This is a genomic window from Bacillus sp. FSL W8-1202, assembly GCF_038006165.1.
In the GTDB taxonomy this organism is placed as follows: domain Bacteria; phylum Bacillota; class Bacilli; order Bacillales; family Bacillaceae; genus Bacillus; species Bacillus subtilis.
Genome location: NZ_JBBOUR010000001.1, coordinates 3223300 through 3247751 on the forward strand (window position 1 = coordinate 3223300; position 24452 = coordinate 3247751).

Consider the following 24452-nt stretch of genomic DNA (forward strand, 5'->3'; position numbering starts at 1 on the left):
GAGTCAGGCCCCCTTTTCCCAGCTGAATAATAGCAACTCTGATGAAAAACCTGGCCCTAATGCGCCAATCAGTCCTCGTTCATCTTCCTTTTTATGTCCGTTCTGCAGATGGTCTTTGATCACATACAAGATTGTGGCTGAAGACATATTTCCGTGCTTTTGCAAAATGCTTTGCGCAGATGAAAGCTTTTCTGACGACAGCCCGAGACTTTTGATGTATGCATCGATCACTTTTTTTCCGCCTGGATGCGCCAAAAAAACACTGATATCATGGAATGACAACTTATGTTTGTCCAAAAAAATCTGTACATTTGTTTTGAGCCATTTTTCCACCAAGGTCGGAATATCTCGTGAGAAAATGACTTTGAATCCTTGATCGGTAAAGTCCCAGCCCATGACATCTTCTGATTGTTTCATCAAAACAGATTGGGCGTCCATTATCTTCGGCGCAAGCTTCAGCTTTGACATCCTGCGGTCCGCCTTCTCTCCGCATAATAAAGCTGCGGCAATGCCGTCACCAAAAAGCGAGGTGCCAATCAGATTGCTTTTCGTTTTATCTTCCGGCTGGAATGTCAGGCTGCACAGCTCGGCAGCAATGACAAGCACAAAAGCCTCAGGATACGCTTTGCAGTATTCGGCTGCACGCGCAAGTCCGCTGGCTCCTCCTGCACAGCCAAGCCCCCAAATCGGAATCCGCTTCGTATATGGAGAAAACGGAAGTTCATTCATAAGCCGCGCCTCGATACTCGGTGTGGAAAGACCTGTGCTGGAGACGAAAAAAACAGCTTCCACTTTCTCATAAGGAATGGCTTCTTGAAAAAATTCCGGATGAGAGAGGCACTCACGAACAGCCGCTCTGCTGTGTTTAAGTGTTTCTTCTATGTATATTTGATTTTTTTCTTCAAAGCTGTGCCCCTCTTTATACCATTCAATCGGCTTAACAAACTGTCTCGAATGGATTTGCCCGTTTTTAAAGGAGGATAACAGCCGGTCAATATCCTTAAAAGAATGCTGAAACATATAGCGGGCGAACTCGGCCGCTTTCTCTTGGTTTACATTATACGCAGGAAGACTTGTTCCAATGGATAAAATAAACGCCATGCGATCACCTCTTTGCATACATTGTGCCGCAACAATCTTTTTTATATGCAAAAAAACTCCGCCGCGGCGGAGTTAGACTGCTGTTTTTTGTTCAGCGAGGTCAGCTTCTTGTTCTGTTTTTTTAGCTTTAGAAAAAACGTTATATACAATATTTAAGACGACTGCAGTAAAGCTGCCCGCCACAATGCCATTCGTTGTAAGCAGCGTTAAGGCACTCGGAAGCTGTTTGAAAATATCCGGCACAACGGTCACACCGAGCCCCAATCCCACTGAGCAGGCAACAATCAGCAGATTTTCCTGTTTCGCAAAATCAATGCGGCTGAGCATTTTAATTCCGTAAGCGATCACCATTCCAAACATCGCCACCATTGCACCGCCCAAAACAGCGGATGGAATAATGGTCGTGAAAGCAGCGATCTTTGGAAACAGCCCAAATGCCATTAGTATCACACCTGTGACCACAATGACGGCATTTTTTTTGATCCCTGTGAGCTGAACAAGCCCGACATTTTGAGAGAATGCCGTATAAGGAAAAGCGTTAAAAATACCGCCCAGAAGCACAGCCAGTCCTTCAGCTCGATAGCCTTTAGACAAATCTTTCTCTGTCAAACGGCGGTTTGTCAGGTCACCTAAAGCAAAGTAAACACCAGTTGACTCCACAAGGCTGACAATTGCAACGATGGACATCGTAATGATAGGCGCTGCGTGAAAAGACGGCGCGCCGAAGTAAAATGGCTGAATCATTTGAACAACTGCCGCGTCCGAAACATTATCAAATTGAACTTTCCCCATAAAATAAGCGATGAAGGTGCCAATCAAAATACCGATCAAAATCGAGACGGACTTGATAAAGCCTTTTGTAAAACGGTACAGAAGCACAATGATACTCAACACGGTAAAAGCAAGAGCAAGGTTGGAGAGATCTCCGAAATCTGCACTTCCTTCTCCGCCGGCCATGTTATTCATGGCAACCGGCATCAATGTAATACCGATAATCGTAACAACAGAGCCTGTCACGACCGGCGGAAAAAACGATACGAGCTTTCCAAAGAAAAATGAAATAAAAATGACAAGAATGCCTGAAGCGATAATGCTGCCGTAAACTGTTGAAACCCCATATTCAGATCCAATCGCAATCATTGGCGATACAGCTGTAAAGGTACATCCAAGCACTACCGGAAGCCCGATCCCAAAAAATCGGTTGCTCCACACTTGCAGAAGGGTAGCCACACCGCACATAAAAATATCAATCGATACTAAGTAAGTCAGCTGCTCGACAGTCAGTCCCATTGCTTTTCCAACAATCAGAGGAACAACAATAGCGCCGGCATACATGGCAAGAACATGCTGAATCCCTAAAGACAGCGTTTTGCCGAATCCATTTCTCATGAATGAACCTCCTGTACGAAGGACACTTTCCCTTCTTCTAAAGACTGAATTCTTGCCAAAGATTCCACTCGGTAGCCCAGTTTCACAAGTTCATCTCTTCCCGGCTGAAATGACTTTTCAATAACAATGCCAATTCCCGCAATAGAAGCTCCCGCTTGCTTCACAATCGACACAAGCCCGTGCGCTGCCTGTCCATTTGCCAAAAAATCATCGATAATCAGCACATGATCCTGATCCGACAGGTGGGTCCCAGACACTGCGATTTGGCTTTCTGTTTGTTTCGTAAAGGAATAAACAGACGCTGTCAGCAAATTGTCGGTGAGTGTTAACGATTTATGCTTTCTCGCGAAGACAACTGGCACACCCAGCTTCAAGCCCGTCATTACAGCGGGAGCGATACCTGATGATTCGATTGTCACAATTTTGGTAATACCGTCTTTTGCAAACCTGGACGCAAATTCGTCACCAACTCTCTGCATAAGCAGCGGATCAATTTGGTGATTCAAAAAAGAATCCACTTTCAATACCTGATCAGATAATACGACGCCTTCTTCCTCTATTTTCCGTTTCAGTGCTTCCATCTTGTCTTACCTCCGTTATGAGAATAAAAAAAGCATTGCCCGCTCAAATAAAGAGCAAGCAATGCTGATATCACAAAAAACCGTACACGTGCGGTTCCATTGCTCACCCATAGTCGGACATTTACGGTGCCCGGTAGAAACTTGCGTGCCATATCCACGCGATTATATGAGTGTTCCTATTACATTGTAATAAATTATATCAAGATTCTAATCCCTTGCATAGGCTGAAAATAAAAATTCCCGAACTTTATTTTTGTTTTTTTAGATATCATTCGTATTTCAAGGGAATTCGATATAAAAGAGCCTGACGACCGCGCCGCCAGGCTTTTGATTATGACAGATAGAGATTTGAATATTTGTTTGATAAATAATCAATTAAATAGCGGACATTCAGCTCTTCTCCTGTTGCATCTTTAATAATGTCTAACGGCTTTTTCCGTTTTCCGTGAATGTGCACCTTTTCCGTCAGCCATTGCTTTATCGGATGGAACTCTCCTCTTTCCAAGAGAGCGTCAAATTCAGGGAGATCCTCAAGCATTTTTTGTTTCAGCTGAGCCGCATACATGTAGCCGAGCGCATAGGATGGGAAGTAGCCGAAATCACCACCTGCCCAATGGACGTCCTGTAAAATCCCCTCTGCGTCGGTCTGCGGTGTAATCCCTAAATAATCTTGGTATTTTTGATTCCAAAGCGACGGCAGATCTTCCACAGACACTTCATTGCTGAAAATCGCTTTTTCAATTTCATAACGGATGATGATATGAAGAGGATACGTTAATTCATCCGCTTCGACCCTGATAAATGAAGGTTTTGATTCATTGATTGCCCGGACAAAATCATCCAGGGAGATGTCCTTGAACTGTTCAGGTGATGCTTCTTGAATCTTCTGATAGTACGGTGTCCAAAAATGCTTGTTGCGGCCGATAAAATTCTCGTAAAATAATGATTGCGATTCATGAATTCCCATTGATGCGCCGTCTGACAAATTCGTGCCACTGAGTGCTTCATCAATATTTTGCTCGTAAATCGCGTGCCCGCACTCATGAATGGTGCCAAAGATCGCCGTCCGGAAATCTTTTTCATCATATCTCGTCGTGACCCGGACGTCTCCCCGATTCAGCGTAGTTGCAAACGGATGAACGGTTTCATCAAGTCTTCCGCCATCAAAATCGTAGCCAAGCTCCTGTAAAAAATACAGACTGAGCTCTTTTTGCTTTTCTTTCGGGAACGCTTTTGTAAGAAAGCTTGTATCTGGTTTATTTCCGGAAGCTGTCACCTGTTTAACAAGAGGGATAATCGCTTCCTTCAGCTCAGCAAACAGCTGATCAAGCACCTTTACCGTGACGCCGGGCTCAAACAAATCAAGCAATGCATCATAAGGATGCTCTTGATATCCCCAATACGTAATAAAACGTTTATTGAATTCAATCAGCTGTTCTAAATAAGGAGAAAACAAGCTGAAATCAGATTTTCCTTTCGCTTCCTCCCACGCTGTTTCTGCCTTTGAACACAGAATCACGTATTCTTTGTATTCAGCCTCAGGGATTTTCTTATTCTCTTCATACTCTTTTTTCGCCAGTTCCACTGCTTTTTTCGTATCTTCCGACAAGTCATCAAATCGTTCATACAGGACATCGATAAGCTCCTTCATTCGATCTGATATTTGGATATTGAATATATCTGTTGAAAGCTGGCCGATGCTTTCGGCACGATCCTCTGAGCCGTTTTTCGGCGCGCCTGTTCTGGAGTCCCAGTGCATTAACGCAACTGCTTCGCTGTAATGTGAGATTCTTTTTAAAAGATCAAAAAATTCTTTTTCATATGTATGTATCTCCATATCCATTCCCTCCCTATTCTAGCCGTTCCATTACAGGCTAATGGAAGGGGGTATGAAAGTCAAATTGTTTGTATAAAAGGCTGCCGGTATGTTTTGCGGCAGCCTTTTTATTCAGTTGATCGTCATTTGATTTTTTGGAGGAGGTGTTCTCCGCTTTTTCTGCTTGATTTTTTTATCTACCCACACTGTTGCCAGCGGGGTTAAGAGCGAGGTGACAATAACGCTTGTCGCGATAATTGCAGTTGCCGACTCAGCAACTGGCGCAAATGAGGCATTCGCTTCCGCTAATGCATATGGCACGGCTACAGCCGCCCCTGCCGTAGAAGAAGCGGCCACTCCCGCGACACCATCTCCCCGCGCAATAAAACGATCAAGCAAAAACAAAGAACTGCCCGATAAAATGACGACAGAAACTCCGATAAAAATGCCGAGCAGCCCTGATTGGATCAGCATTCCAAAATTCAAGGTATTGCCGAGCGAAAAGGCGAAAAATGGAATGATCGCCGGCACAACCTTGCTGAATAAGTCTCTGAGATCATGATCCAGATTTCCAAGTATACATCCAAGTAAAAACGGGATGACTGTCGCTGCCAGCGTTTCCCATGGGAATGCGGCAAGTCCCGTCACACCAAACGTCACCATGGTCATAAAAGGACCAGATTCTGTACTGATAAAGGCGAAAGCGCCCGCATCCTCTTTTCTTCCCATGTGATTCATGAGCGCCAAATACAGTCCGCCGTTCGTTTCATTCATTACCGCGACAATTGCTAAAACAGAAAGGCCTGCAAAAAAGCCGGATTGTATGCCTTCGTCAGGTATAAATTGCGCTGCGATCACGCCAAGCAGCGCCGCAAATCCGACCTTTCCCAATAATAACGTGATTCCTTTTCTTGCGATATAGCCTGAAGAACGAAAATCAATCGTTGCTCCTACGCAAAAGATAAAAACACCCAGTATCGGCAGCGTTCCGGTAATCAAAGCACCCGTAAACCCTCCAAAGAACTCCGCTGTTCCAGGCGCAAACGTGTTGAGCGCCGCTCCAAGAAATAGCGGAATAATCATCATTCCGCCAGGTACCCGTTCAATTGTCGCCTTGATTTTCATATTGTGGATTCTCCCATCCTCCGGTTATGAAAAAACAATTCCGCTTACACTTGGAAAACAGCCTGCAAATCCTCTTTTGAACAGCTGCCCAGCTGGCTGCCGACTCCGACGGCGCCAGCTCCGGCTCTAAGCCAATCCGGCACTTCAGACGGATGTATCCCGCCTGTCGGAATAAAGGTCACCTGCGGGAAAGGACCCGCTAAATTTTTCATAAACGGGATGCCAAACACACCGCTTGGGAACAGCTTTAATGTCGTAAAACCGAATGTCAGCGCTTCCATAATTTCGCTCGGAGTCAAGACGCCGGGGATATAATGTGTCTTTACAAAAGATAGATGTTCAGCAAGATCAGCTGAAAAACCCGGACTGACAATAAACTGCGCGCCAGCCTCAGCAGCTTCCCCAGCTTGCTGCGCGGTGATGACCGTGCCCGCGCCAATTAAAATATCTTCCCTATTACGGAAGGATTCGATAATATTTGATGCCCCGGGGGTCGTATACGTCACTTCAACTGCACGAATCCCTTTATCTAACAAACTCTCAATCTGCTGACAGGCCTCCTGCGTATCCTTTGAACGAATGACTGCAATCAGCTTTGCTTCTTTCAGACGGTTTTCAACGACTTTGGACTCCATATTAATAATCCCCTTTCTTTTGGTGAACCGTTCTTTGAGCAGATAAAAAAGAAGCTAATTTCTCCCTGGTCGGCAAACCGTCCATATCTCCCGGTGCCTGCACTTGCAAAGCGCCAATCGCATTTCCCCTTTGCACCGCATCCTTGTACGACAAGCCGTCTAGGATACCGCTGATTACACCGACTGCAAATCCGTCTCCGGCGCCGACCGTATCAACCACCCGGTCGACCCGGCAGCCTTCTAGAAATCCTTCACTTGTCCCCGTTTTAAAGTAAGCGCCTTCTTTTCCGAGTTTAATAGCGACAAAGCTGGCACCTTTTTTCAAATAATAGTCGGCAATGCCTTCAGGTGTTTTTTCTCCGGTCAATAGCTCTCCCTCTGCGATACCCGGGAAAAACCAGTCTGCAAGCCCAGCCAGATCGTTGATTGTGTGTACCATTGTTGCTTGATCAGGCCAAAGCGAAGGTCTTACATTAGGGTCGAATGAAATGGTTTTCCCTGCGTTTCTCATGTCGTTCATGACATGGTACGTGAAGTCTTTCATCTCGGCTGATAAGGCAGGCGGAATACCTGTCACATGCAAATGACCTGCGCATTGAAAATAATCTCTCGGATATTCAGCAGAAGTTAATGTGCTTGCAGCTGAGTTTTTCCTATAGTAGGTAACTTGCGGGTCGCCTTCTTTCACTTTTGACTTAAGCAGCAGCCCGGTGGGATTTTCGTCCTGCGAGCGGATCACGCGGGACACATCCACTCCCTCTTTTTTAAGCTCTTGTAAAATAAACGTTCCGAGCTGATCATTGCCGACCTTGCTCATCCATCCCATTCGGAATCCGAGTCTGGCAAGGCCGCAGGCGACATTGCTTTCTGCTCCGGCAAGCCCTTTAGAAAAAGTGGATACTTCATGAAGGCCTCCATACTCATTTGCGTAAAACATGGCCATTGATTCCCCGAATGTCACCGCATCAAGCTTCATCTCTTCCCAACCTCCTCTTAGTTGAGGGCACCTAGGATTAAAGTGACTTTCTCATGATGACTTTTGCCTCTAATTCAATGGTTTGAGGCGCTCCTTTGTCACCTTCAATCCTTTTTAATACACGTTCCATCGCCGTCCTGCCCATATCATGTGACGGCTGGGCGATCGTTGTAATGCCTGGACCGATCAGTTTGTACCACTCCGTATCATCGAATCCTGCAATCCCTATATCTTGAGGGATGCGCAGGCCAAGCTCTTCCATACAGCTGATGATTTTCAGCATAATCAAGCCATTCAAAGCCAGAATCGCTTTTTTTTGCTCCGACATTTCCTTGTGAAAAGAACGAAGCGCCGCCTTAAGCTGCTCCTTGTCTTTTACGTCAATTTCATGCAATCTGACAAGCCCGTTCACATTTTGAACCGAAGCCATTTCCTGATACACAGCTGCTCTTTCTGCACGAGGGCTGATAGAGGAAATCGGTTCGGTAAACAGCGCGACATCAGTATACCCTTTGCTGTACACCTTCTGAAGAATCTCTTTTGTGATCCATCTGTTGTCAGTCGTTACGGTATCCAGTTTCAGATCCGGCAGTTTCCGGTCAATTAAGATTGTTGGAATTTGCTGTTCAGCAAAAGCGCGGAGTACATCCTTGTTTTCCCCTGTTGCGTTTAAAATCAAGCCCTCAACCGAATGGGCTTCTAGCTTTAAGAGCATTTCCCGCTCTTTTTCAGGACTGTTATCTGTGTTGCACACCATAATGCTGTATCCATATTGATCACAAACCTCTTCGACTCCCCTAAAAGCAGCGACCGAAAAAGGATTTGTAATGTCAGCTACAACAAATCCGATTAACTTGCTTTTTTTTATTTTCAAACCTTGTGCCATTTTACTCGGCCGATAATTCAATTCTGCGATTGCCTTTTTAATGTTTTTCACTTTTTCAGGAGAAATCGCGTCAATTTTTCCGTTAATATAGCGGGAAACTGTCGATTTCGAAACTCCTGCACATTCAGCTACATCTTTGATGGTTGTATGGCCTGTTGTTTTCTTTTTCATTCAAGTGCTCCTGTATCTCATATATTTGAAACCGATTTCAAAACCGTTACAACAAAAGAATACCATAATTTTAAAATTTGGGAAGAGTTTTTTTAATAATGTGTCAATTCATTATTTTTTCGTTGACTCTTTTCACTATTTATCCTAAAATTTTCTTTGAAACCGTTACCAAAATATTTTCATTCAAGTGATGCTGAAATCCTAACCAAGGAGGAAATATAATGGAAAATCGTTATTCTGTACATCCTGAACAAGTAAAACGCTTTACAACAGAGGAGCTTCGCAGTCATTTCTTAATGGATTCTTTATTTACAGAAAACAAACTTACGATGTATTACTCACATGAAGACCGGGTTGTCATCGGCGGAGCGGCTCCAGGGCAAAGTGAACTGAAGCTTGATGCAGGTGATTTTCTAAAAACAGACTTCTTTTTGGAACGGCGTGAAATCGGGATTATTAATGTCGGCCAGCCTGGCGCTGTCAGGGTTGGCGATGATGAATATGTGCTTCAAACAAAGGATTTTCTCTATATTGGAATGGGCAATCAGGATGTATCGTTTTCAAGCCTGAACGGGGAAAAAGCGAAGTTTTACTTCGTCTCCGCTTGCGCCCACAAAAGCTATCCGACACAAAAAGCCGCCCTACCTGAACTGACACCGGACCGCCTTGGTGATGATGCAGCGTCTAATGTCAGAAGTCTGTACAAAGTCATTCATCAGGATGGCATTAAAAGCTGTCAGCTGATGATGGGAATAACGATGTTAGATCAAAACAACAACTGGAATACCATGCCAGCACACGTTCATGACCGTCGGATGGAGGCTTATCTTTATCTGGATCTTGAAAAGGACTCAAAGGTATTTCATTTCATGGGCCAGCCGGATGAAACACGCCATCTTGTTGTTGGAAATGAGCAGGCTGTCCTTTCTCCCGCCTGGTCTATTCATTCTGGCGCAGGAACATCAAACTATAGCTTTGTGTGGGCGATGGCTGGAGAAAATTACACATTTACGGACATGGATCTCGTTCCGATGGATGGGCTGAAATAAGATGGGTTATCTACATGACGCCTTTTCATTAGAAGGAAAAACAGCGCTGGTGACAGGCCCGGGAACAGGGATCGGTCAAGGAATAGCCAAAGCCCTAGCCGGGGCTGGCGCTGATATTATCGGCACATCACATACAAGCAGTCTGTCTGAAACACAGCAGCTTGTGGAACAGGAAGGCCGGATATTTACATCTTTTACATTGGACATGAGCAAGCCGGAAGCGATAAAGGATTCTGCAGCTGAGCTGTTTGAAAACAGGCAGATCGACATCCTTGTCAATAATGCCGGCATTATTCATCGGGAAAAAGCGGATGATTTTCCAGAAGAGAACTGGCAGCACGTACTGAATGTCAATCTAAACAGCCTGTTTATTCTGACACAGCTTGCTGGCAGGCACATGCTGAAAAGAGGTCATGGAAAGATTATTAATATTGCCTCTCTCCTGTCTTTTCAAGGCGGCATCCTCGTTCCGGCTTACACCGCGAGCAAACACGCTGTTGCCGGTTTGACAAAATCATTTGCAAATGAGTGGGCAGCGTCAGGTATTCAGGTCAACGCAATCGCCCCAGGCTATATTTCTACTGCGAATACAAAGCCTATTCGGGATGACGAAAAGCGAAATGAGGACATTTTAAAGAGAATTCCTGCCGGCCGCTGGGGCCAAGCGGATGATATCGGGGGGACTGCAGTCTTTTTGGCATCACGTGCTTCAGATTATGTAAATGGACATATTTTAGCAGTTGATGGCGGCTGGCTATCCCGCTGACAAATAAAAAAAGCTGACGAACGATCGTCAGCTTTTTTCCATTACATCATGTGCGGTTCAACAGGCAAGACCTTTTTGACCTCATCAATGATGCGTTCATTTTCTCCGCCAGCGTAAATGTGAATCGAGCCGCTGTCTTGATTCGAGCGAATCAGGCGCCCGATGCCCTGCCGTACACGTAACAACATATATGGCAGATCAACTTCTTCGAACGGATCTTTTTTCGCTCCGTTGCGCTTCGCTGTAAATACAGGATCGTGTGGCGGGAACGGCAATGACCAAATGGTAACATTCTTCAATGCGTCACCGGGAATGTCGAGTCCTTCCCATAAGTGAACTGAACAAAGTACTGTTTCCTCTTCCTCTTGGAATTTCTCTACTAAGCTGCTGATTTCCTCATCACCTTCAAAGAAAATTGGATACGGCAGCTCCCATGCCGCCGACAGCTCTTTAAACTCGTTTAATTCTTCAAAAGAAGGGAAAAGCACCAGCGTTCTTCCTTTGTAACGTTTGATTGTTTCAACCGTTTCAGCCGTTTTTTGTTCAGCGGCCATATCTGTTTTTGCGTATAGATTAATACTCATTTGCTCGTCATAATCATAAGGGGAATCAACAGTTAATGACAAATAATCATGAATCCCAAGACTGTCGGCAATATAATCAAACGAACCGCCTTCTGACAGCGTAGCAGAAGAAAAGATATAAGGAATTTTCTTAGAAAACACTTTTTCGCCAAGTACTTCTGCTACCGTTCTCGGCATCACGACAAAGGTTGATTCTGCTTCCTTTTTCTCCAGCCAGCTGATCGCATCCTTTTGATATAGAGATAATGAATACGCCATTTGTTCAACATATTCTTCCACTACTGACAGCTCGTATTGATCAATCGTATACATTTCAGACTCAAATACAAGTGCCTCACCGATTTTATCAAGTAAACGGCAAAGCTCGTCCGCCGCCTTTTTGACACGCTGGTCATTTTTTATTTCTAAACGGTGTGAACCGGCTACTTCCTTTGATTCTTCAGAAAGAACATAGAAAAATTCGTCGTTTGCGAGAAGCGCATCTTCAATCAATTCTGCAAACTCTTCTCTGATGTCATTTTGCAGCAATCGTTCTAAAAACAATTCAAGAGTAGACTGCTTCACTCTATAGGTTAGCGCTTTTTGCGCAGCAAACTCTAACAAATGCCCCTCATCAAATACAACTGCACTATGATCAGGCAAGAGCGGCAGCTGGCCCTCTCGTTTGCGTGATTCTTCCGTCCACACATGCTCCATATAAAAATCATGGGAACAAATGATTAAGTCCGTTGACTTGCGGTAGTAATCTCTGGAAAGTGTCAGACCGCATCTGTGTCTCATATCACAAGTCAGACAGTCCTGAAACGAGTCGTAGCTTACGTCAGACCACTCTTCATTCGATAGATTTGCGTACTGCTTACGGTCGCCATACGGATAAAAGCGCTGCATCGCCTGTGACTCGTGGACAAATGACGGTAACGACTCATAAAGATCCAGCCATTTATCATCATCAGAACGCTGCATTGTTTTTTCAAGCTTCTTCAAGCATAAATATTGTTCATGTGATTTTGACAGTCTTGTATCAATTTTCAGATCAAGATGCTCAGCCAGCTTAGAAATATCGCCCTCTTTTTTCACCAGCTGTTCAATTAATGTTTCATCTGCACAAGCGATGATGGCGGGTTTGCCGACATACCTTGCATAGCTGATTGCAAAAAGAAGATAAACCAGCGTTTTCCCCGTTCCCACTCCAGCTTCGGCGAACATGACTTTTTTCTCTTTAAACGCCCGCTCCAGCTGAAAAGCCATAAATACTTGCTCGTCCCGAAGATCAAACCCTTTTTCGGGAAGGATATCGTAAAACACGTCACCAATCCAATTGTTCAATTCTTCATAAAAATTCTTTGTTTTCGTTAAAGAAAAAGGCAAACGTGATGTTGTCACCTAGTTCCAACCCCCAACTATTCGACATTCAGACCACCAATAATATCATTTTCCGCTGATGAATACAATAAAAAAACTTGGCAATGCCAAGTTTTTTGCAGTTTACTTACGATTGATCACATGCGACGATAAAAAAGGATGGTCTGTTGAATAAATATGTTCTACCGCTTTTTCTAAATCAGTTTGCGCATGCGAAATCACAGACGGAGACGAATCAGTTCCGAGCTCCTTCAGCTCGTTTGCTGTTGCGTCAAGCGCCCTTTGAATAAGATTAAAATGTTCGCTGTTCAGCATGAGATCACCTCTGATGGAAATAATCATCATTGTATGCGAACTTTTCATTTTATATACATGCTTTACCGCATGTTATCACCGGAACATGCACAAACTACACTTGATATTCCGTCTCCGGATTATCCGTCTTATCAACAATATTCTATCAGGGAGTGATGTTGACATGAGTTATAGAAACCGATTAGATCAGCATTCTGAACTGTTTCATCACAATTGGACGCGGCCTAAACGTTCTAAGTCTCAAGTAAACGGTCACACTGAAATGTCCCAAACCAACATTATATTGAGAAGCAACGCGAAAGCTCACCGTTGGTAACGATAGAATAGGGCTGAAAGATGAAAGAAGACGCATGCAGAGCGTCTTCTTTTTATGCGTTTTCTGTTTTCTTGCGCTGCGGTCTTACTTTTGACCAGTATTGATAATAATCCGTTTTAATAAACCCGTTAAAGAGTTTTCGTTTCTTCGTTGCTTTTCTGCCATATGCTTCCTCAAAGTTTTCATTTGATGTCAGCATATACACAGACCAAGTATCAAGCGGCTCGAACGCCTGCCCCATTTCTTTGTACATCTGCTCAACGGCTTTTTTCTCGCCGAGACGCTCTCCATATGGCGGGTTGCCGACAATTACGCCAAACTCCAGATTTGTGGTAAAATCTTTGACCTGCATCTGCTTGAACTGGATTAAATCTCCCAGTCCTGCTTCCTCTGCATTTTCTTTTGCGATTTGAACCATGCGGTGGTCTATGTCGCTAGCGAAAATTGTAAGCGGCTGATCATAATTTGCCTTTTCTTCGACTTCAAGCCGCGCTTTGTTCCACAGATCTTTACCGATCCATTCCCAATCCTCTGATACAAAATCGCGGTTGAATCCCGGGGCGATGTTTTGGCCAATTAACGCCGCTTCTATCGCAATTGTTCCGGAGCCGCAGAAAGGATCAACAAACGGGCGGTCGGGCGTCCAATTGGTTAATTGCACCAAAGCTGCAGCAAGTGTTTCTTTAATCGGCGCACCGCCCTGATCGACACGGTATCCTCGTTTGTGAAGGCCCGTCCCTGATGAGTCCAGCGTAATCAGAGCCTGATCTTTCAATAAAGAAATTTCCACTTTATATTCGGCACCTGTTTCTTCAATCCAATCATTAGCTTTGCCGGACTGCAGCTTGAGCTTTTCGACAATTGCTTTTTTGACGATCCGCTGACAGTCGGGAACGCTTGCAAGTGTTGATTTTACCGATTTTCCGATGACAGGGAATTTCCCGTTTTCAGGTATAAATGAGCGCCAGTTAATCGCTTTCGTTTTTTCAAACAGTTCATCAAATGTTTTCGCTTTAAAAGAAGCAACCTGAACCTTTATGCGGTCGGCTGTTCTAAGCCAAAGGTTCGAACGGCAGATGGCAAGTGCATCACCTTCAAAAATAACTTTCCCGTTATCAACCTTGCATTCGTATCCTAAATCTCGTACTTCCTTTGCGACAACAGCTTCAATGCCCATCGGCGCCGTTGCAATTAGTGTATACTTCTTCATCGTATCACCCTGTCTTTTAAAACTTTTCTCTTTTCAAGATAAAAGCTCTCCTTATACGGGAGAGCTTGTTTTCATCATTTTAAATGTAAGTGGTCTAACGTTCTGTAAGCCATGTTTTGTTCCGTCGTACTGCAAACGGCTCATCACCTCGTACTCAGGCGGCAATCATCTATCTACAGAAAGCATTCTGTCCTTCTCTCCGTTGAATTCCGTTAAGAAGGTTCCCCTACCAAAATTTGGGTTTCTCGCTCGAGGGGTTTACCGCGTTCCACTCTCACCATTTCTAGTGAGACTTCGTCACTGTGGCACTTTCAAGGATACTCAGCCATATCCGAAGACGTAGGCTTTTTTCCTGCCGTCAGCCTCTAAAGACTGCCCTAGCTTATGACTTCGCTAGGCACGAACACTACGGGCATCTCAGCACCGTGCGAGCATGGACTTTCCTCTACAGATTCAAGATCTGCAGCGATTACCCGAACGTTAAGAACATGAATTATTATATAACAACTGATTACAATTTACAAGCGCCATTTTTTTCAAGCGTGATCAATCATAAAGCTTGCTGCCAAAAACGTGTTTTTCTAAGTTAGACAGCCGTTTTAAAATATCAAAGTTTGTTGTGTTAGATTGCACAGGCTGTTTTTTACTTGCTTCTTCAAGCTGTTTTTTCAGCTGAAGATTTTCCTGCTGCAGTTCTTCAATTTCTTGATGGAAGGTTTCATAATCCTTAATAATCATATCTAAAAATTTGTCAACGTCTTCTTGCTTGTAGCCTCTAACGCCTGTTTTAAATTCTTTTTCCAAAATTTCTTTCGCAGAAAGCTTTACTTTATCAGCAAGCATCTTTTTCACCTCGTATCGTGAATCATCACATATATTTTTTCAGAAATCTGTACGGTTGTCAAATTTCTCTTATTGCTATGAGTAGCTGTCTTCCTCTACTGTCACTCTCAAGTCATCCATTGTAATAAAGTAGATGGGATAGCCATCCTGTTCGCGCCTTTTTTCCGCTGACCCAAGCATATACTTAGGGGAGCCTTCCTTTTCCAGGTCATATAAAAGCAGAAGCCCGTCGGACTTATCAATGAAGAACTGATTTTTTTGTTTGAATTGAAGCGGGCTTTCATAAGGACGGTGAGTCAGGCTTGCTTCATAGTCTGCCTGAGCCAGAACTGCTTCATACTGTTCCTTATTCGGTTCTTTCCAGTTCTTTTCCTGCTCGTAAAATGGTGTGATGACAGCTACCTTTAAGTCAGGGTATTCCTCCTGCAAATCATATGCAGCTTCTGCCGCCCACAGCTCCGCTCCAAGCTGGCCCGAAATTAAAATCCATTCTAATCCTTCATCCAAAAAAGCAATCAGCCGGTTCTTAATGGCTTTTTTTATGTAATACAGCGCCTTGTCATCCTGCTTAAATATCCCGAGTTCAAACGGTTTATAGCCCGTTATTGCCAATACTTTCATCATTTCACCTGCTTTAAAAAATGGGGCTCCCGTGGGCCCCATTTGTTGTGCTGCATTGTTTACACCATCAAGCTGCACGTTTTCCATACTAGTAGTCGCAGCAAGGTTTTCCTGCTTGAAAATGCTGATGCGTAGCCGAGTCAACATTTGAGAAAGTGTGTGGAAAGTAATGAACGTGCTGAAAATGCTGGTGGTTTACGTTTGTTGTATGCTGTGGGTGAATGTGCGGCACGATAGTCTTCGAAAACGTATGGTGTTCACAGCAATGAGTAGGATGGACAATTGGCGCCATCATATGCGGTCTGCAGTGATGCATGATAAAATCCCCTTTCCATAAACTTTATTACAATACTAAGCTATGAAAAATAAGGGGTACATGTTCTGATGCAAAGACCTATTTTAAAAGTGTGCAATTAAGCTGTCTTTAAAGTTTGAAAACACAAAAGCAATCAAAAATACCACAACAAAGAACAAGTAGAAAACACCCTTATACATACCAACTCTCCCTTTAAAAATAACTAACGTCATTTTACAGGATTCGCCGCTATTCTACAACAAAATCAATGTGAATTCAGCAAAAAAAATTCATGGCGAAACAAGTCGTCTTTTGCGCTTTCCCGGGGAATATTTAAGAGGAATATTTCCTCTTCAGCCGGGCAATTCTCACATGCAGTTTTTCAGTTTCTTTCTCTGATAAGCATGCCGCATCGCTAAGCAATTGCTCTGCTATTTGCAATGCTTTTCCGAATTTTTTTTTCTTATGCTCAAAATATTTCGCGAGCTCTATTACAGCAGCGTACCTGCACTTCTGGTTTTGCGAGCGGGACAGCTTTTCCCAAAGCGGCACTGCTTCTTCCAAGCGATTTTGTTTTTTGTACAGGAGCGATAAATCCAGCCGTGCACTGTCCTGGTCCTCAAACGATTTTTCTATAAGCCTTTCCAACTGCTTCATCGCTTGGTCCGTTTCTTTATGAGCCATAAACCATTTCGCCATAGCATAGGCTTCACTGTGTTCTTTTGGCGCATGTGATTCTGAAAGGATTTTTTTAGACATATGGATGTACAATGAAATGAGTGATAACACATCCATTTCATTATGATGCAGGACACCTTTTAAAAGATCCGGCTCTTGCGCCTTGATAAAATGAAAGTAAAGCATTGGCGCCAAGTAGCCCGGTGTGTCTTCTAGCCTGCGGATGCCGAGCTCCTCTTTTTCAACCGTGCCAAGAGATACACGGTCCATTTTGTGTTTCCACAGGCGTCTAGCTCCATGCAAAAGATCAAAGTGGCCAAACTCCGGAAGCTTCGGAAGTCTGTCACGGATCAAGGTGTGCCTTGTTTTCACCTGCGGCCAATCAAAGGCTTTGCCGTTGTAGGTCACAAGTGATGTAATGTCAACCTCGCTTAAAAAGCTTTGGTACAAGGCGACTTCGTTCCCCGGTTTGGGCAAAAGATGCTGTTTGACTGTCACTCGGTCTTCATATACTCTCGCATGCCCAAGCAAAAAAATGGTATTCCCAGCTCCACCCCCAAGACCGGTTGTTTCTGTATCAAAGAAAAAGAGGTTGTTTTTGTTATACCCTTTTGCTGACAACGTATGCGACAGGCCGCTTTGATTCCACAGTGTGATCACTTCCTCAAGCTCAGAAAAGCTGTATAACCCATGGCGGTGAGAAAGCGGATATTCTACTTCTCTGATGAGGCAATATTCATCTTCGAAGATGAAAGGCTTCATGCCAAAAGCCTCCCACTCTTCTAAAAACGGGATGTCATCAAAGTGGTTTTCTTGTTTGCCTGCTTCTATTTTTTGTTCTCCTTCGTCGAGCACCATGTGCTTTTTCATCCGCTGGAGTTTCCCTTTTAATGACATATCCGGCCTCGCCTCCCTCCTTACGACATTTGATCCAACAGCTGCAAAATTCTTTCCTTTGCTTTTATCCCTTCTATTTCCGTACCTATACAAGACGGACAGCCGTCATGACAAGGACAATGTGTAATCAGTTGTTTCGCCGCTTCATTAATGTCTGAAAAACGTTTAAAGACTTCCTCCGCCAAACCGATACCGCCCGGATAATGATCATATAAAAATATAGTTGGCAATCCGGTATGGGCTGCTTTAATTTGAGAAACAACATGAACATCATTTCGATCACACATGATATACACAGGGACAATATGCTGCAGCACATTCGAGATGCCAAGAAGCAGCTGTTCCAGTGTCTTTTCCCCGATGTCTTCATCCGCTGTTTTGATTTCGAGCCAAGCTGCACTTGTATGCAGTTCTTCTTCCGGCAAATGAATAGGTCCAGACCCAATATTTTCAAAAGTGGTCATTTTTATTTTTTTAAAAATGGTCGGCAGGGCATTGACAGTGACGTCTCCGTAGTGCAATGACGTACGGCTTTTTTCTTTCGTTTTATCGATTTCTAATACCTTCAGCTGAACTGCCAGGTTTGCATCCGTATAATATTCGACATCGACTTTTCTGACATACGCCTTTTTATGGTCCCAATCGAGCTTCTCAACTTGATACTGAACGCCTTCATGCAAATAAATCGCTTCATCATGCAAAAGCGTCATCGCGCTAAAACGGTCCATTTCACCGATAATCCTTACATTTGCAATATCCGACTGATCAACTATAACGACATTTTCCTGGGAGGCGGAACGCAAACTGATGTTTGAAGCAGGAAACGACTCACTTGCCCAATGGTACCGTTCGCCGTTGCGGTGAAGAACAGCCTCTTCCTGAAGATACTCAAGAATATCACTGACTTCCATGGCTCCAAATTCTTCATCAGCTCTAAAAGGAAGCTCATAAGCCGCACACTTTAAGTGGTCTACTAAAATAATCAAATTCTCCGGATTGATTCTTGCAGATTCCGGCGAACGATTAAAGAAATATTCAGGATGCCGCACAATATATTGGTCAATCGGTGTTGAATTGGCTACCAAAATAATCAAAGATTCACCGTGTCTTCTGCCGGCTCGTCCGGCCTGCTGCCAAGCACTTGCAACACTTCCGGGATACCCAGTCATTACACACACTTGCAGCTGGCCGATATCAACACCAAGCTCTAAGGCATTCGTACTGACCACTCCTAAAATGTCGCCTTCTCTCAGGCCTCTTTCGATTTCTCTTCGCTCTTTCGGCAGATAGCCTCCCCGATAGCCTCTGATTGATTTTGTTCCAATCTCTTTTTTCACAAGCTCCTGAATATGGCTTAAAATAATTTCCACCCGAACTCTGCTTCTGGCAAAAACAATGGTCTGCACTTTGTTTTTAAGGAACTCTTTCGCCAGTTCATTCACTTCTGCGGTTGCGCTCCTTCTAATATTCAGCGGTTTGTTCACAATTGGCGGATTGTAAAACACAAAATGCTTGCGTCCGCTCGGTGCGCCGTTGTCATCGACCAGCCGCATCGGTTTGCCTGTCAGCTGCTCTCCCAATTCCTTTGGGTTGGCAATCGTTGCGGAAGTACAAATAAAAACTGGATCACTTCCATAAAACCGGCAGATCCGCTTCAGCCGCCGGATCACATTTGCCACATGGCTGCCGAACACACCTCGATACGTATGAAGCTCATCGATGACGATATACTTAAGGTTTTCAAACAAACTGACCCATTTCGTATGATGCGGTAGAATGGCAGAATGCAGCATATCGGGGTTTGTAATGACAATATGACCTGCTTTTCTCACCTTTTGTCTGATTGCCGGAGACGTATCCCCGTCATATGTAAAGCTTTTAATATCAATGCCCATTTCATCAATAATTTCATTTAGCTCGCTCTTTTGGTCTTGTGCCAGCGCTTTAGTCGGAAATAAATATAACGCCCGGTTTGTTTCATCTTGGGCGATGGACTGCAGGACTGGGAGGTTGTAGCATAACGTTTTTCCTGATGCTGTTGGCGTTACGGTAACGATGCTCTCTCCTTTTTGCACATATTGAAAAGCGGAATATTGGTGAGTATATAGTTCATCAATGCCCCTTTTCGAAAGGGCCGCTTTGATTCTCTCGTCTATACTTTCGGGCATAGGCCTTGTTTTTGCTTCCCGAGGCTCAATTTCATGCCAATTCACAACGTTTTCATTTCCTTTTAAATCAGAAATGAGTTCAGTCAGTGATTTCTTTTTCATTCTTTACACCTCTTTGTCAAGTACAGTTTACCGAATATTTGTTTGCATGGCTAGGTGCAAATTTTATACAATTGAATAAAAAAAGCAAGGCATACGCCCTGCTTATTTCGCTTTTATTGTAAAGAGCTTTGATTCGCCTTTACGAGCAGCCTTTTCGCCTGCCGATACCATTGATCCTACAGCCTCACCATTCATTATAACGATTGGGATGACTGTGCTGCTCGCTTTTTCTTTTATTAATTCCAAATCACATGTAATCAGCGGGTCACCGACCTTCACTTTATCCCCTTCTTTAATGTGGGCAGTAAATCCTTCTCCGTTCATATTGACTGTCTCCAGCCCGACATGAATTAACAGCTCAATTCCCGAGCGAGTCCGAATGCCAACGGCGTGTTTGGTGTGGAAAATCTGAATGACTTCACCTTCAGCGGGAGAAACGATTTCACCGCTAGAAGGTTCCACCGCTATTCCTTCTCCCATCATTTTCTGTGAAAAAACAGGGTCCGGCACATCTGACAGGTCCATTACTGTACCGTCTGCCGGAGAATAAATAACCTCTTCTGTCACCTTTTCCTGAATTTTGCCCATTCCGAATAATTTTTTCAGCAATGTATTTTCTCCCTTCTCATTCACTTCAACCGTTATCCCTTCATTCACCACTATTTAACCACACTTTCAATTTTGCTTCAATTTATAACAACATCTGGCATAGACGCATAATCTGGTTAAAAAAGGCGGTGGCGATATTGGAATTCCATGATGACAAAAAGAACGAACTGCAAAAGAAAGAAGAAATCATAACGGAGGCAATCGACACTCTTTTTCAATCCTCAGCGTTCGGCAACCTTATAAACGGATTTCAGAACCTAATCAACTCGAGTTTAAAGGATGTGCAGACGACCATACATGTCAGAGAAAGAGATACTGGGCTGTATATCGATATTACCATTCCGGCGACGTTTCGAGATGGCGAGATCGTCGTTGATGTTAAATCGAGGTATCTCCATGTAACACTCCAAGAAAAACAGAAACACCAAAATGAGGCTACCTTTACAAGCATGACAAGAACGGTTCAGCTGCCTTATGAAGTTCGCCAAGAAGATATGGAAACGTCTTGGAACGAGCAGACAATGACACTTTTCTTTCCAAAAAATAAGCATGAATGAACGATTCATTCATGCTTCTGTCATTTAAAAAAGCTGGTAAATCCCTTTATTAAAGATCCGACCTGATTCATTGCACTCATTACTTGACCTGTCGTATCCATCATTTTATTAAAATCAAATTTCCCATTGGCTTTTTTGAACTGCGACATAATGCTTTGAAATTGTGAAGGCTGCTGTTGATTAGGCCTTGGGATAGGATAAGGGTTAGAAAATACAGGCGGCTGCATAGGCATAGGCTGGATCGGAGCATAAGGCTGATAATAATCCTGCTGTCCATAATGCTGCTGAGGCAGTTGTTGCTCTAAATAACCGGGTGCAGCCTGCTGATAATATCCTTGCATATGCTGAGGATAATAATAGCCCATTTGCCGAGGATAGCTTCGAGAGCTCCCGTTCATTGCGATTCCCCCCTAAACACAACATATTTCTCTTCTATATATGTATGAATGACTTCTATTGTTTGTGTCACAAGTGATGATTAGCATTTGTCAAATTGTGTCGAAAGTTTAAATTTTTCAAAAACAGAAAAAAGTCGAATCATTATGGTACCATATTTTCAATACAGATGAGAGGGGATGCACCATAATGAACGTATCATACTTAAGCAAACGTTTTGCAGAAATGAAGAAATATGAAACAGACTGTATGAATAAACTGATGGACTTTGCCAAGTTCCTCTATATTCAAGGACATCTCAGCATAACTGAGTTTCGTAACAGTATGAAGGTTCTCGAAGCAAATGGAGCAGAAAGCCCGGCATATGAGATGAATTAACGTCCGGCCCCCTATAAAAACGAAAAGAAGACAGCCTTTTACCGGCTGTCTTCTCTTGCAATTTCATCCTTTACTGCGTGCAATGTATAAAGGACTGACTCAGTGATGTCCTTGAATCGTTTTTTATGAATATGATGAACATAAGATTGAAGGACCAATTCCAGGAAATTATCCTTTACGGCCTCAATTTGCTCTTTATGCACATATTTTGGCCGGCGGACTTTTATCAATTCAAGAGCACCCTCTGCCCAGCGAGCAGCCAGTTCATCATTCTCTTCAACTGCAGGCTTTATCGTCTCAAAAAAATCATAAGAATGATTACTGTTTTTTCCTTCCTGATACCGATCAGCGCCTTTTTCAGCAACTTCAATCATTTGCTCGGTCATTTCCAGCAAAGTTTGTGATAGCAATATCTTTCACCTCAATGCCTATCGTACCAAATTTCACTCACAAATTCAGCCGATGCGGTATACCTTCTCAAACGCATACCTGTGTTCAGGCGATTGATACAGCTCATTTATACAAATATGAAGATCTATGATTTCTTCTTCGAGCACACTTAGGCGATCGTTCTCCGTTTCCCGCATCTCAGCCTCTAATGCATTTACAGAATGATTCAGGCTTTGCTCAGCTCGCGTTAATTCATCTTCTATATCAGAAAGCATACGGAGAATATCTGTCTTGCATACATAACCGGACATTCGTGTACCTCCCTTTCCTTGTCTCTCCCGGTTAACATTCTTTGCTCTCAAGGCTCTTTCCTTCCTCATGACAAAACTAGAAGCAAATCGCCAAACAAACAGGTATTCCACGAAAAGCTGAAGTTTTCGACAAAAACACCCGCAAAAATTGTATGATCCTCCTCATTAATGCAAACGATACTTGTGAGGAGGTGCCGTATGAAAACAAGACCGAAAAAAGCCGGCCAGCAAAAAAAGACTGAATCAAAGGCAATCGATTCTTTAGATAAAAAATTAGGCGGCCCGAACCGCCCTTCTACGTAAGAAGCAAGGAATTTCCTTGCTTCTTTATTTTTTCAGCCACTGCTCCTTTTATGTAAATACCAGTCTGTCAATTCAATCTGCTTCGGCAATTCCTCGCGCCTAAAGAACGTTTTCTTTATCTTTCCATGAAACCAATCTGTTTTCGTTCCGTCTAATGAGTGGATTAACTCAGGGTAGCATGTCCTTAGCATAGGAGATGTTCTTTTTGTAATCCCGATCATCTTTTCCATATCAAAACGGGAACCTGTGTGCGGCACTGTGTGCAAAAAGTGATAAAAAGAGGAGAACAATTCTGGCTTGAACAGCAATTGAGACAGCTGCTTTCCCAGCCTTATCCTTTCCTCCGCCTTTGAAAAGCGTTTCACTGAAATGCCGTAAAGAAACCCATTTGAGGAAGGAAAAATAACGGTGTTAAAATGCAACCAATCACTTAAATAAAAAGGAATCGTGTCAAAAACATTCTTTTTAAACGAAGGATTTTGTATAATAGGTGTTTGGATAGTGTTTTGTTCATTTATAATGAGGGCATACATTAGCCGCTCCGTATTTCGCTCATGCCAAAAACGGGTCCATTCTTCCGTCATAAATTGTGAGACGCCAAACACATGCAGCAGATGAAACAGCGGCTTCCCGACTCTTTTTGACCATTGGTATAATAGAAGCTGCGGATAGGCATCCGAAAATATAAGCCAGTTCGCTCTTTCATAGGCTAAAAAGAACCATTTTTGCTGTCTCTCACGGAGTCCAAGCTGAAACAGACTGCCTTTTAAGTCAGTCATTGACCAGCCTGCATTACGAGAAACGAAAGAAGCCAAAAGCGACCATTTGATTTCCGGATGACGGTCGTAAAATGCTTTATAAGCATTTGTTCTTGAAATGTTATCCGCGTTTTTTATTTTTGTCTGCCGCTCAATCCGGCTCAGAAGCTTTCTGATGGTCTGTTGTTCTTGCACGTTCATTCACTTCCGTCATGATTAGTTTAATAAGGAGGATGAGAAAGTGATTCGGTATCCTAACGGAAAAACATTTCAGCCGAAACATTCGGTTTCATCCCAAAACAGTCAGAAAAGGGCGCCGTCTTACAGTAATCGCGGAATGACCCTCGAAGATGACTTAAACGAAACGAATAAGTATTATCTGACAAACCAAATTGCCGTTATACACAAAAAGCCGACACCTGTTCAAATTGTAAATGTCCATTATCCAAAAAGAAGTGCCGCAGTGATTAAAGAAGCTTACTTTAAACAATCATCGACAACAGACTACAATGGGATTTACAAAGGGCGGTATATTGATTTTGAGGCGAAAGAAACGAAAAACAAGACCTCTTTCCCCCTGCAGAATTTTCATGACCATCAAATCGAGCATATGAAGCAGGTAAAGGCTCAAGACGGTATTTGTTTTGTTATTATATCCGCTTTCGACCAGGTTTATTTTTTGGAAGCCGATAAGCTGTTTTATTTCTGGGACAGAAAAGAAAAAAACGGCAGAAAATCAATTCGAAAAGATGAGTTGGAAGAAACAGCTTATCCGATTTCTCTTGGATACGCACCCAGAATTGATTATATTAGTATTATTGAACAGCTTTATTTTTCGCCATCATCTGGTGCGAAAGGTTGATT

General features: G+C 43.3%; 29 protein-coding genes, 1 other RNA gene and 1 riboswitch. Of the genes, 7 read left to right on the plus strand and 23 right to left on the minus strand.

Features of this window, described 5'->3' with window-relative positions:
* Positions 1-3: 3 nt before the first annotated feature.
* The 8 genes from bpsA to kdgR all read right to left on the minus strand — a co-directional run bounded on the left by bpsA (position 4) and on the right by kdgR (position 8680).
* Positions 4-1101, minus strand: coding sequence for a type III polyketide synthase BpsA (bpsA, locus tag NSQ09_RS16910; protein ID WP_250622038.1), 1098 nt, complete (start codon positions 1099-1101; stop codon positions 4-6).
* Positions 1102-1173: 72 nt separating this feature from the next.
* Positions 1174-2490: a xanthine permease PbuX gene (gene pbuX / locus NSQ09_RS16915; RefSeq protein WP_015714141.1), complete on the minus strand. Its 1317-nt coding sequence runs from the start codon at positions 2488-2490 to the stop codon at positions 1174-1176.
* On the minus strand, positions 2487-3071 hold the full coding sequence (gene xpt / locus NSQ09_RS16920; protein ID WP_015714142.1) for a xanthine phosphoribosyltransferase: 585 nt from the start codon (positions 3069-3071) through the stop codon (positions 2487-2489). The genes pbuX and xpt overlap by 4 nt, the downstream gene beginning before the upstream one ends.
* Positions 3072-3161: 90 nt before the next feature.
* Positions 3162-3261: riboswitch (purine riboswitch) on the minus strand.
* Between the two features lie 141 nt (positions 3262-3402).
* Complete coding sequence (gene ypwA / locus NSQ09_RS16925) at positions 3403-4908, minus strand: carboxypeptidase (RefSeq protein WP_076458046.1); 1506 nt, start codon at positions 4906-4908, stop codon at positions 3403-3405.
* Between the two features lie 111 nt (positions 4909-5019).
* On the minus strand, positions 5020-6012 hold the full coding sequence (gene kdgT / locus NSQ09_RS16930; RefSeq protein WP_014477146.1) for a 2-keto-3-deoxygluconate transporter: 993 nt from the start codon (positions 6010-6012) through the stop codon (positions 5020-5022).
* A 44-nt stretch (positions 6013-6056) separates the two neighbouring features.
* Positions 6057-6647 carry a bifunctional 4-hydroxy-2-oxoglutarate aldolase/2-dehydro-3-deoxy-phosphogluconate aldolase gene (gene eda, locus NSQ09_RS16935; RefSeq protein ID WP_328206755.1) on the minus strand — a complete coding sequence of 197 codons (591 nt, stop codon included), beginning with the start codon at positions 6645-6647 and terminating at the stop codon, positions 6057-6059.
* Position 6648: 1 nt separating this feature from the next.
* Complete coding sequence (kdgK, locus tag NSQ09_RS16940; protein WP_015251846.1) at positions 6649-7623, minus strand: 2-dehydro-3-deoxygluconokinase; 975 nt, start codon at positions 7621-7623, stop codon at positions 6649-6651.
* Positions 7624-7660: 37 nt separating this feature from the next.
* Positions 7661-8680, minus strand: coding sequence for a pectin utilization transcriptional regulator KdgR (gene kdgR / locus NSQ09_RS16945; protein ID WP_086344003.1), 1020 nt, complete (start codon positions 8678-8680; stop codon positions 7661-7663).
* A gap of 221 nt (positions 8681-8901) precedes the next feature.
* Here kdgR and kduI point away from each other — a divergent pair, with 221 nt between their 5' ends.
* Both kduI and kduD read left to right on the plus strand, forming a co-directional pair.
* Entirely contained in the window at positions 8902-9729 is an 828-nt protein-coding gene (gene kduI / locus NSQ09_RS16950; RefSeq protein ID WP_086344004.1) for a 5-dehydro-4-deoxy-D-glucuronate isomerase, read from the plus strand.
* Position 9730: 1 nt separating this feature from the next.
* Positions 9731-10495 carry a 2-dehydro-3-deoxy-D-gluconate 5-dehydrogenase KduD gene (gene kduD, locus NSQ09_RS16955; RefSeq protein ID WP_095843796.1) on the plus strand — a complete coding sequence of 255 codons (765 nt, stop codon included), beginning with the start codon at positions 9731-9733 and terminating at the stop codon, positions 10493-10495.
* 41 nt (positions 10496-10536) lie between these two features.
* Here kduD and NSQ09_RS16960 read toward each other — a convergent pair whose 3' ends face one another.
* Together NSQ09_RS16960 and NSQ09_RS16965 are read right to left on the minus strand one after the other, a co-directional pair.
* Positions 10537-12462 (minus strand): ATP-dependent DNA helicase, encoded by a 1926-nt coding sequence (locus NSQ09_RS16960; protein WP_095843797.1) that lies wholly within the window; start codon positions 12460-12462, stop codon positions 10537-10539.
* A gap of 102 nt (positions 12463-12564) precedes the next feature.
* Positions 12565-12756: a hypothetical protein gene (locus NSQ09_RS16965; RefSeq protein WP_003246090.1), complete on the minus strand. Its 192-nt coding sequence runs from the start codon at positions 12754-12756 to the stop codon at positions 12565-12567.
* A 163-nt stretch (positions 12757-12919) separates the two neighbouring features.
* Between NSQ09_RS16965 and NSQ09_RS16970 the strand changes: the two genes are divergently transcribed.
* On the plus strand, positions 12920-13072 hold the full coding sequence (locus tag NSQ09_RS16970) for a YpzG family protein (RefSeq protein WP_010327933.1): 153 nt from the start codon (positions 12920-12922) through the stop codon (positions 13070-13072).
* A gap of 52 nt (positions 13073-13124) precedes the next feature.
* Here the strand turns inward: NSQ09_RS16970 and NSQ09_RS16975 are convergent, their stop codons facing one another.
* From NSQ09_RS16975 to NSQ09_RS17015, 9 genes are all read right to left on the minus strand, one after another.
* The gene (locus NSQ09_RS16975) at positions 13125-14282 is read right to left on the minus strand and encodes a THUMP domain-containing class I SAM-dependent RNA methyltransferase (RefSeq protein WP_017696986.1); all 1158 of its coding nucleotides are present in this window, start codon (positions 14280-14282) and stop codon (positions 13125-13127) included.
* Positions 14283-14382: 100 nt separating this feature from the next.
* An RNA gene (rnpB, locus tag NSQ09_RS16980) (RNase P RNA component class B) lies at positions 14383-14763 on the minus strand.
* 65 nt (positions 14764-14828) lie between these two features.
* A complete protein-coding gene (gpsB, locus tag NSQ09_RS16985) occupies positions 14829-15125 on the minus strand; it encodes a cell division regulator GpsB (RefSeq protein ID WP_003225629.1) in 297 nt (98 codons plus the stop codon).
* Positions 15126-15200: 75 nt separating this feature from the next.
* A complete protein-coding gene (locus NSQ09_RS16990) occupies positions 15201-15746 on the minus strand; it encodes a DUF1273 domain-containing protein (protein WP_026113706.1) in 546 nt (181 codons plus the stop codon).
* A gap of 88 nt (positions 15747-15834) precedes the next feature.
* Entirely contained in the window at positions 15835-16062 is a 228-nt protein-coding gene (cotD, locus tag NSQ09_RS16995) for a spore coat protein CotD (protein ID WP_072557090.1), read from the minus strand.
* Between the two features lie 83 nt (positions 16063-16145).
* Positions 16146-16274: a hypothetical protein gene (locus tag NSQ09_RS17000; RefSeq protein WP_003230707.1), complete on the minus strand. Its 129-nt coding sequence runs from the start codon at positions 16272-16274 to the stop codon at positions 16146-16148.
* Between the two features lie 100 nt (positions 16275-16374).
* Positions 16375-17616, minus strand: coding sequence for a metal-dependent exonucleaseMrfB (gene mrfB, locus NSQ09_RS17005; protein ID WP_069837596.1), 1242 nt, complete (start codon positions 17614-17616; stop codon positions 16375-16377).
* 20 nt (positions 17617-17636) lie between these two features.
* A complete protein-coding gene (gene mrfA / locus NSQ09_RS17010; protein WP_014480101.1) occupies positions 17637-19886 on the minus strand; it encodes an ATP-dependent helicase MrfA in 2250 nt (749 codons plus the stop codon).
* Positions 19887-19988: 102 nt separating this feature from the next.
* Positions 19989-20495 carry a PTS sugar transporter subunit IIA gene (locus NSQ09_RS17015; protein WP_009967573.1) on the minus strand — a complete coding sequence of 169 codons (507 nt, stop codon included), beginning with the start codon at positions 20493-20495 and terminating at the stop codon, positions 19989-19991.
* Between the two features lie 137 nt (positions 20496-20632).
* On the opposite strand from NSQ09_RS17015, the gene NSQ09_RS17020 reads away from it, so the two are divergent.
* Positions 20633-21052 (plus strand): Hsp20/alpha crystallin family protein, encoded by a 420-nt coding sequence (locus tag NSQ09_RS17020; RefSeq protein ID WP_004398640.1) that lies wholly within the window; start codon positions 20633-20635, stop codon positions 21050-21052.
* A 20-nt stretch (positions 21053-21072) separates the two neighbouring features.
* Here the strand turns inward: NSQ09_RS17020 and NSQ09_RS17025 are convergent, their stop codons facing one another.
* Complete coding sequence (locus tag NSQ09_RS17025) at positions 21073-21450, minus strand: YppG family protein (RefSeq protein WP_144453358.1); 378 nt, start codon at positions 21448-21450, stop codon at positions 21073-21075.
* A 187-nt stretch (positions 21451-21637) separates the two neighbouring features.
* Between NSQ09_RS17025 and NSQ09_RS17030 the strand changes: the two genes are divergently transcribed.
* Complete coding sequence (locus NSQ09_RS17030; RefSeq protein ID WP_003230690.1) at positions 21638-21826, plus strand: YppF family protein; 189 nt, start codon at positions 21638-21640, stop codon at positions 21824-21826.
* A gap of 38 nt (positions 21827-21864) precedes the next feature.
* Here NSQ09_RS17030 and NSQ09_RS17035 read toward each other — a convergent pair whose 3' ends face one another.
* Positions 21865-22236, minus strand: a complete 372-nt coding sequence (locus tag NSQ09_RS17035; RefSeq protein WP_003246080.1) for a YppE family protein — start codon at positions 22234-22236, stop codon at positions 21865-21867.
* A 45-nt stretch (positions 22237-22281) separates the two neighbouring features.
* Complete coding sequence (locus NSQ09_RS17040) at positions 22282-22527, minus strand: YppD family protein (RefSeq protein WP_004398488.1); 246 nt, start codon at positions 22525-22527, stop codon at positions 22282-22284.
* Positions 22528-22725: 198 nt separating this feature from the next.
* On the opposite strand from NSQ09_RS17040, the gene sspM reads away from it, so the two are divergent.
* Positions 22726-22830, plus strand: coding sequence for an acid-soluble spore protein SspM (sspM, locus tag NSQ09_RS17045; protein ID WP_003225606.1), 105 nt, complete (start codon positions 22726-22728; stop codon positions 22828-22830).
* 32 nt (positions 22831-22862) lie between these two features.
* On the opposite strand, the gene NSQ09_RS17050 is transcribed toward sspM, so the two are convergent.
* Positions 22863-23789 (minus strand): DUF2515 domain-containing protein, encoded by a 927-nt coding sequence (locus NSQ09_RS17050; protein ID WP_144453356.1) that lies wholly within the window; start codon positions 23787-23789, stop codon positions 22863-22865.
* A 40-nt stretch (positions 23790-23829) separates the two neighbouring features.
* Here NSQ09_RS17050 and recU point away from each other — a divergent pair, with 40 nt between their 5' ends.
* A complete protein-coding gene (gene recU / locus NSQ09_RS17055; RefSeq protein WP_004399067.1) occupies positions 23830-24450 on the plus strand; it encodes a Holliday junction resolvase RecU in 621 nt (206 codons plus the stop codon).
* The last annotated feature ends 2 nt before the right edge of the window (positions 24451-24452 follow it).

Coding starts and splice junctions, on each gene's coding strand:
- kdgK (WP_015251846.1), bottom strand. CDS start 7,623: ATGAAGCTTGATGCGGTGACATTCGGGGAATCAATGGCCATGTTTTAC.
- kdgT (WP_014477146.1), bottom strand. CDS start 6,012: ATGAAAATCAAGGCGACAATTGAACGGGTACCTGGCGGAATGATGATT.
- ypwA (WP_076458046.1), bottom strand. CDS start 4,908: ATGGAGATACATACATATGAAAAAGAATTTTTTGATCTTTTAAAAAGA.
- NSQ09_RS16990 (WP_026113706.1), bottom strand. CDS start 15,746: ATGAAAGTATTGGCAATAACGGGCTATAAACCGTTTGAACTCGGGATA.
- gpsB (WP_003225629.1), bottom strand. CDS start 15,125: ATGCTTGCTGATAAAGTAAAGCTTTCTGCGAAAGAAATTTTGGAAAAA.
- pbuX (WP_015714141.1), bottom strand. CDS start 2,490: ATGAGAAATGGATTCGGCAAAACGCTGTCTTTAGGGATTCAGCATGTT.
- NSQ09_RS17030 (WP_003230690.1), top strand. CDS start 21,638: ATGAACGTATCATACTTAAGCAAACGTTTTGCAGAAATGAAGAAATAT.
- kdgR (WP_086344003.1), bottom strand. CDS start 8,680: ATGAAAAAGAAAACAACAGGCCATACAACCATCAAAGATGTAGCTGAA.
- xpt (WP_015714142.1), bottom strand. CDS start 3,071: ATGGAAGCACTGAAACGGAAAATAGAGGAAGAAGGCGTCGTATTATCT.
- NSQ09_RS16975 (WP_017696986.1), bottom strand. CDS start 14,282: ATGAAGAAGTATACACTAATTGCAACGGCGCCGATGGGCATTGAAGCT.
- cotD (WP_072557090.1), bottom strand. CDS start 16,062: ATGCATCACTGCAGACCGCATATGATGGCGCCAATTGTCCATCCTACT.
- NSQ09_RS17040 (WP_004398488.1), bottom strand. CDS start 22,527: ATGTCCGGTTATGTATGCAAGACAGATATTCTCCGTATGCTTTCTGAT.
- bpsA (WP_250622038.1), bottom strand. CDS start 1,101: ATGGCGTTTATTTTATCCATTGGAACAAGTCTTCCTGCGTATAATGTA.
- mrfA (WP_014480101.1), bottom strand. CDS start 19,886: ATGAAAAAGAAATCACTGACTGAACTCATTTCTGATTTAAAAGGAAAT.
- mrfB (WP_069837596.1), bottom strand. CDS start 17,616: ATGTCATTAAAAGGGAAACTCCAGCGGATGAAAAAGCACATGGTGCTC.
- NSQ09_RS17050 (WP_144453356.1), bottom strand. CDS start 23,789: ATGAACGTGCAAGAACAACAGACCATCAGAAAGCTTCTGAGCCGGATT.
- kduD (WP_095843796.1), top strand. CDS start 9,731: ATGGGTTATCTACATGACGCCTTTTCATTAGAAGGAAAAACAGCGCTG.
- NSQ09_RS16965 (WP_003246090.1), bottom strand. CDS start 12,756: ATGCTGAACAGCGAACATTTTAATCTTATTCAAAGGGCGCTTGACGCA.
- eda (WP_328206755.1), bottom strand. CDS start 6,647: ATGGAGTCCAAAGTCGTTGAAAACCGTCTGAAAGAAGCAAAGCTGATT.
- NSQ09_RS17000 (WP_003230707.1), bottom strand. CDS start 16,274: ATGACGTTAGTTATTTTTAAAGGGAGAGTTGGTATGTATAAGGGTGTT.
- NSQ09_RS17025 (WP_144453358.1), bottom strand. CDS start 21,450: ATGAACGGGAGCTCTCGAAGCTATCCTCGGCAAATGGGCTATTATTAT.
- NSQ09_RS16970 (WP_010327933.1), top strand. CDS start 12,920: ATGAGTTATAGAAACCGATTAGATCAGCATTCTGAACTGTTTCATCAC.
- kduI (WP_086344004.1), top strand. CDS start 8,902: ATGGAAAATCGTTATTCTGTACATCCTGAACAAGTAAAACGCTTTACA.
- sspM (WP_003225606.1), top strand. CDS start 22,726: ATGAAAACAAGACCGAAAAAAGCCGGCCAGCAAAAAAAGACTGAATCA.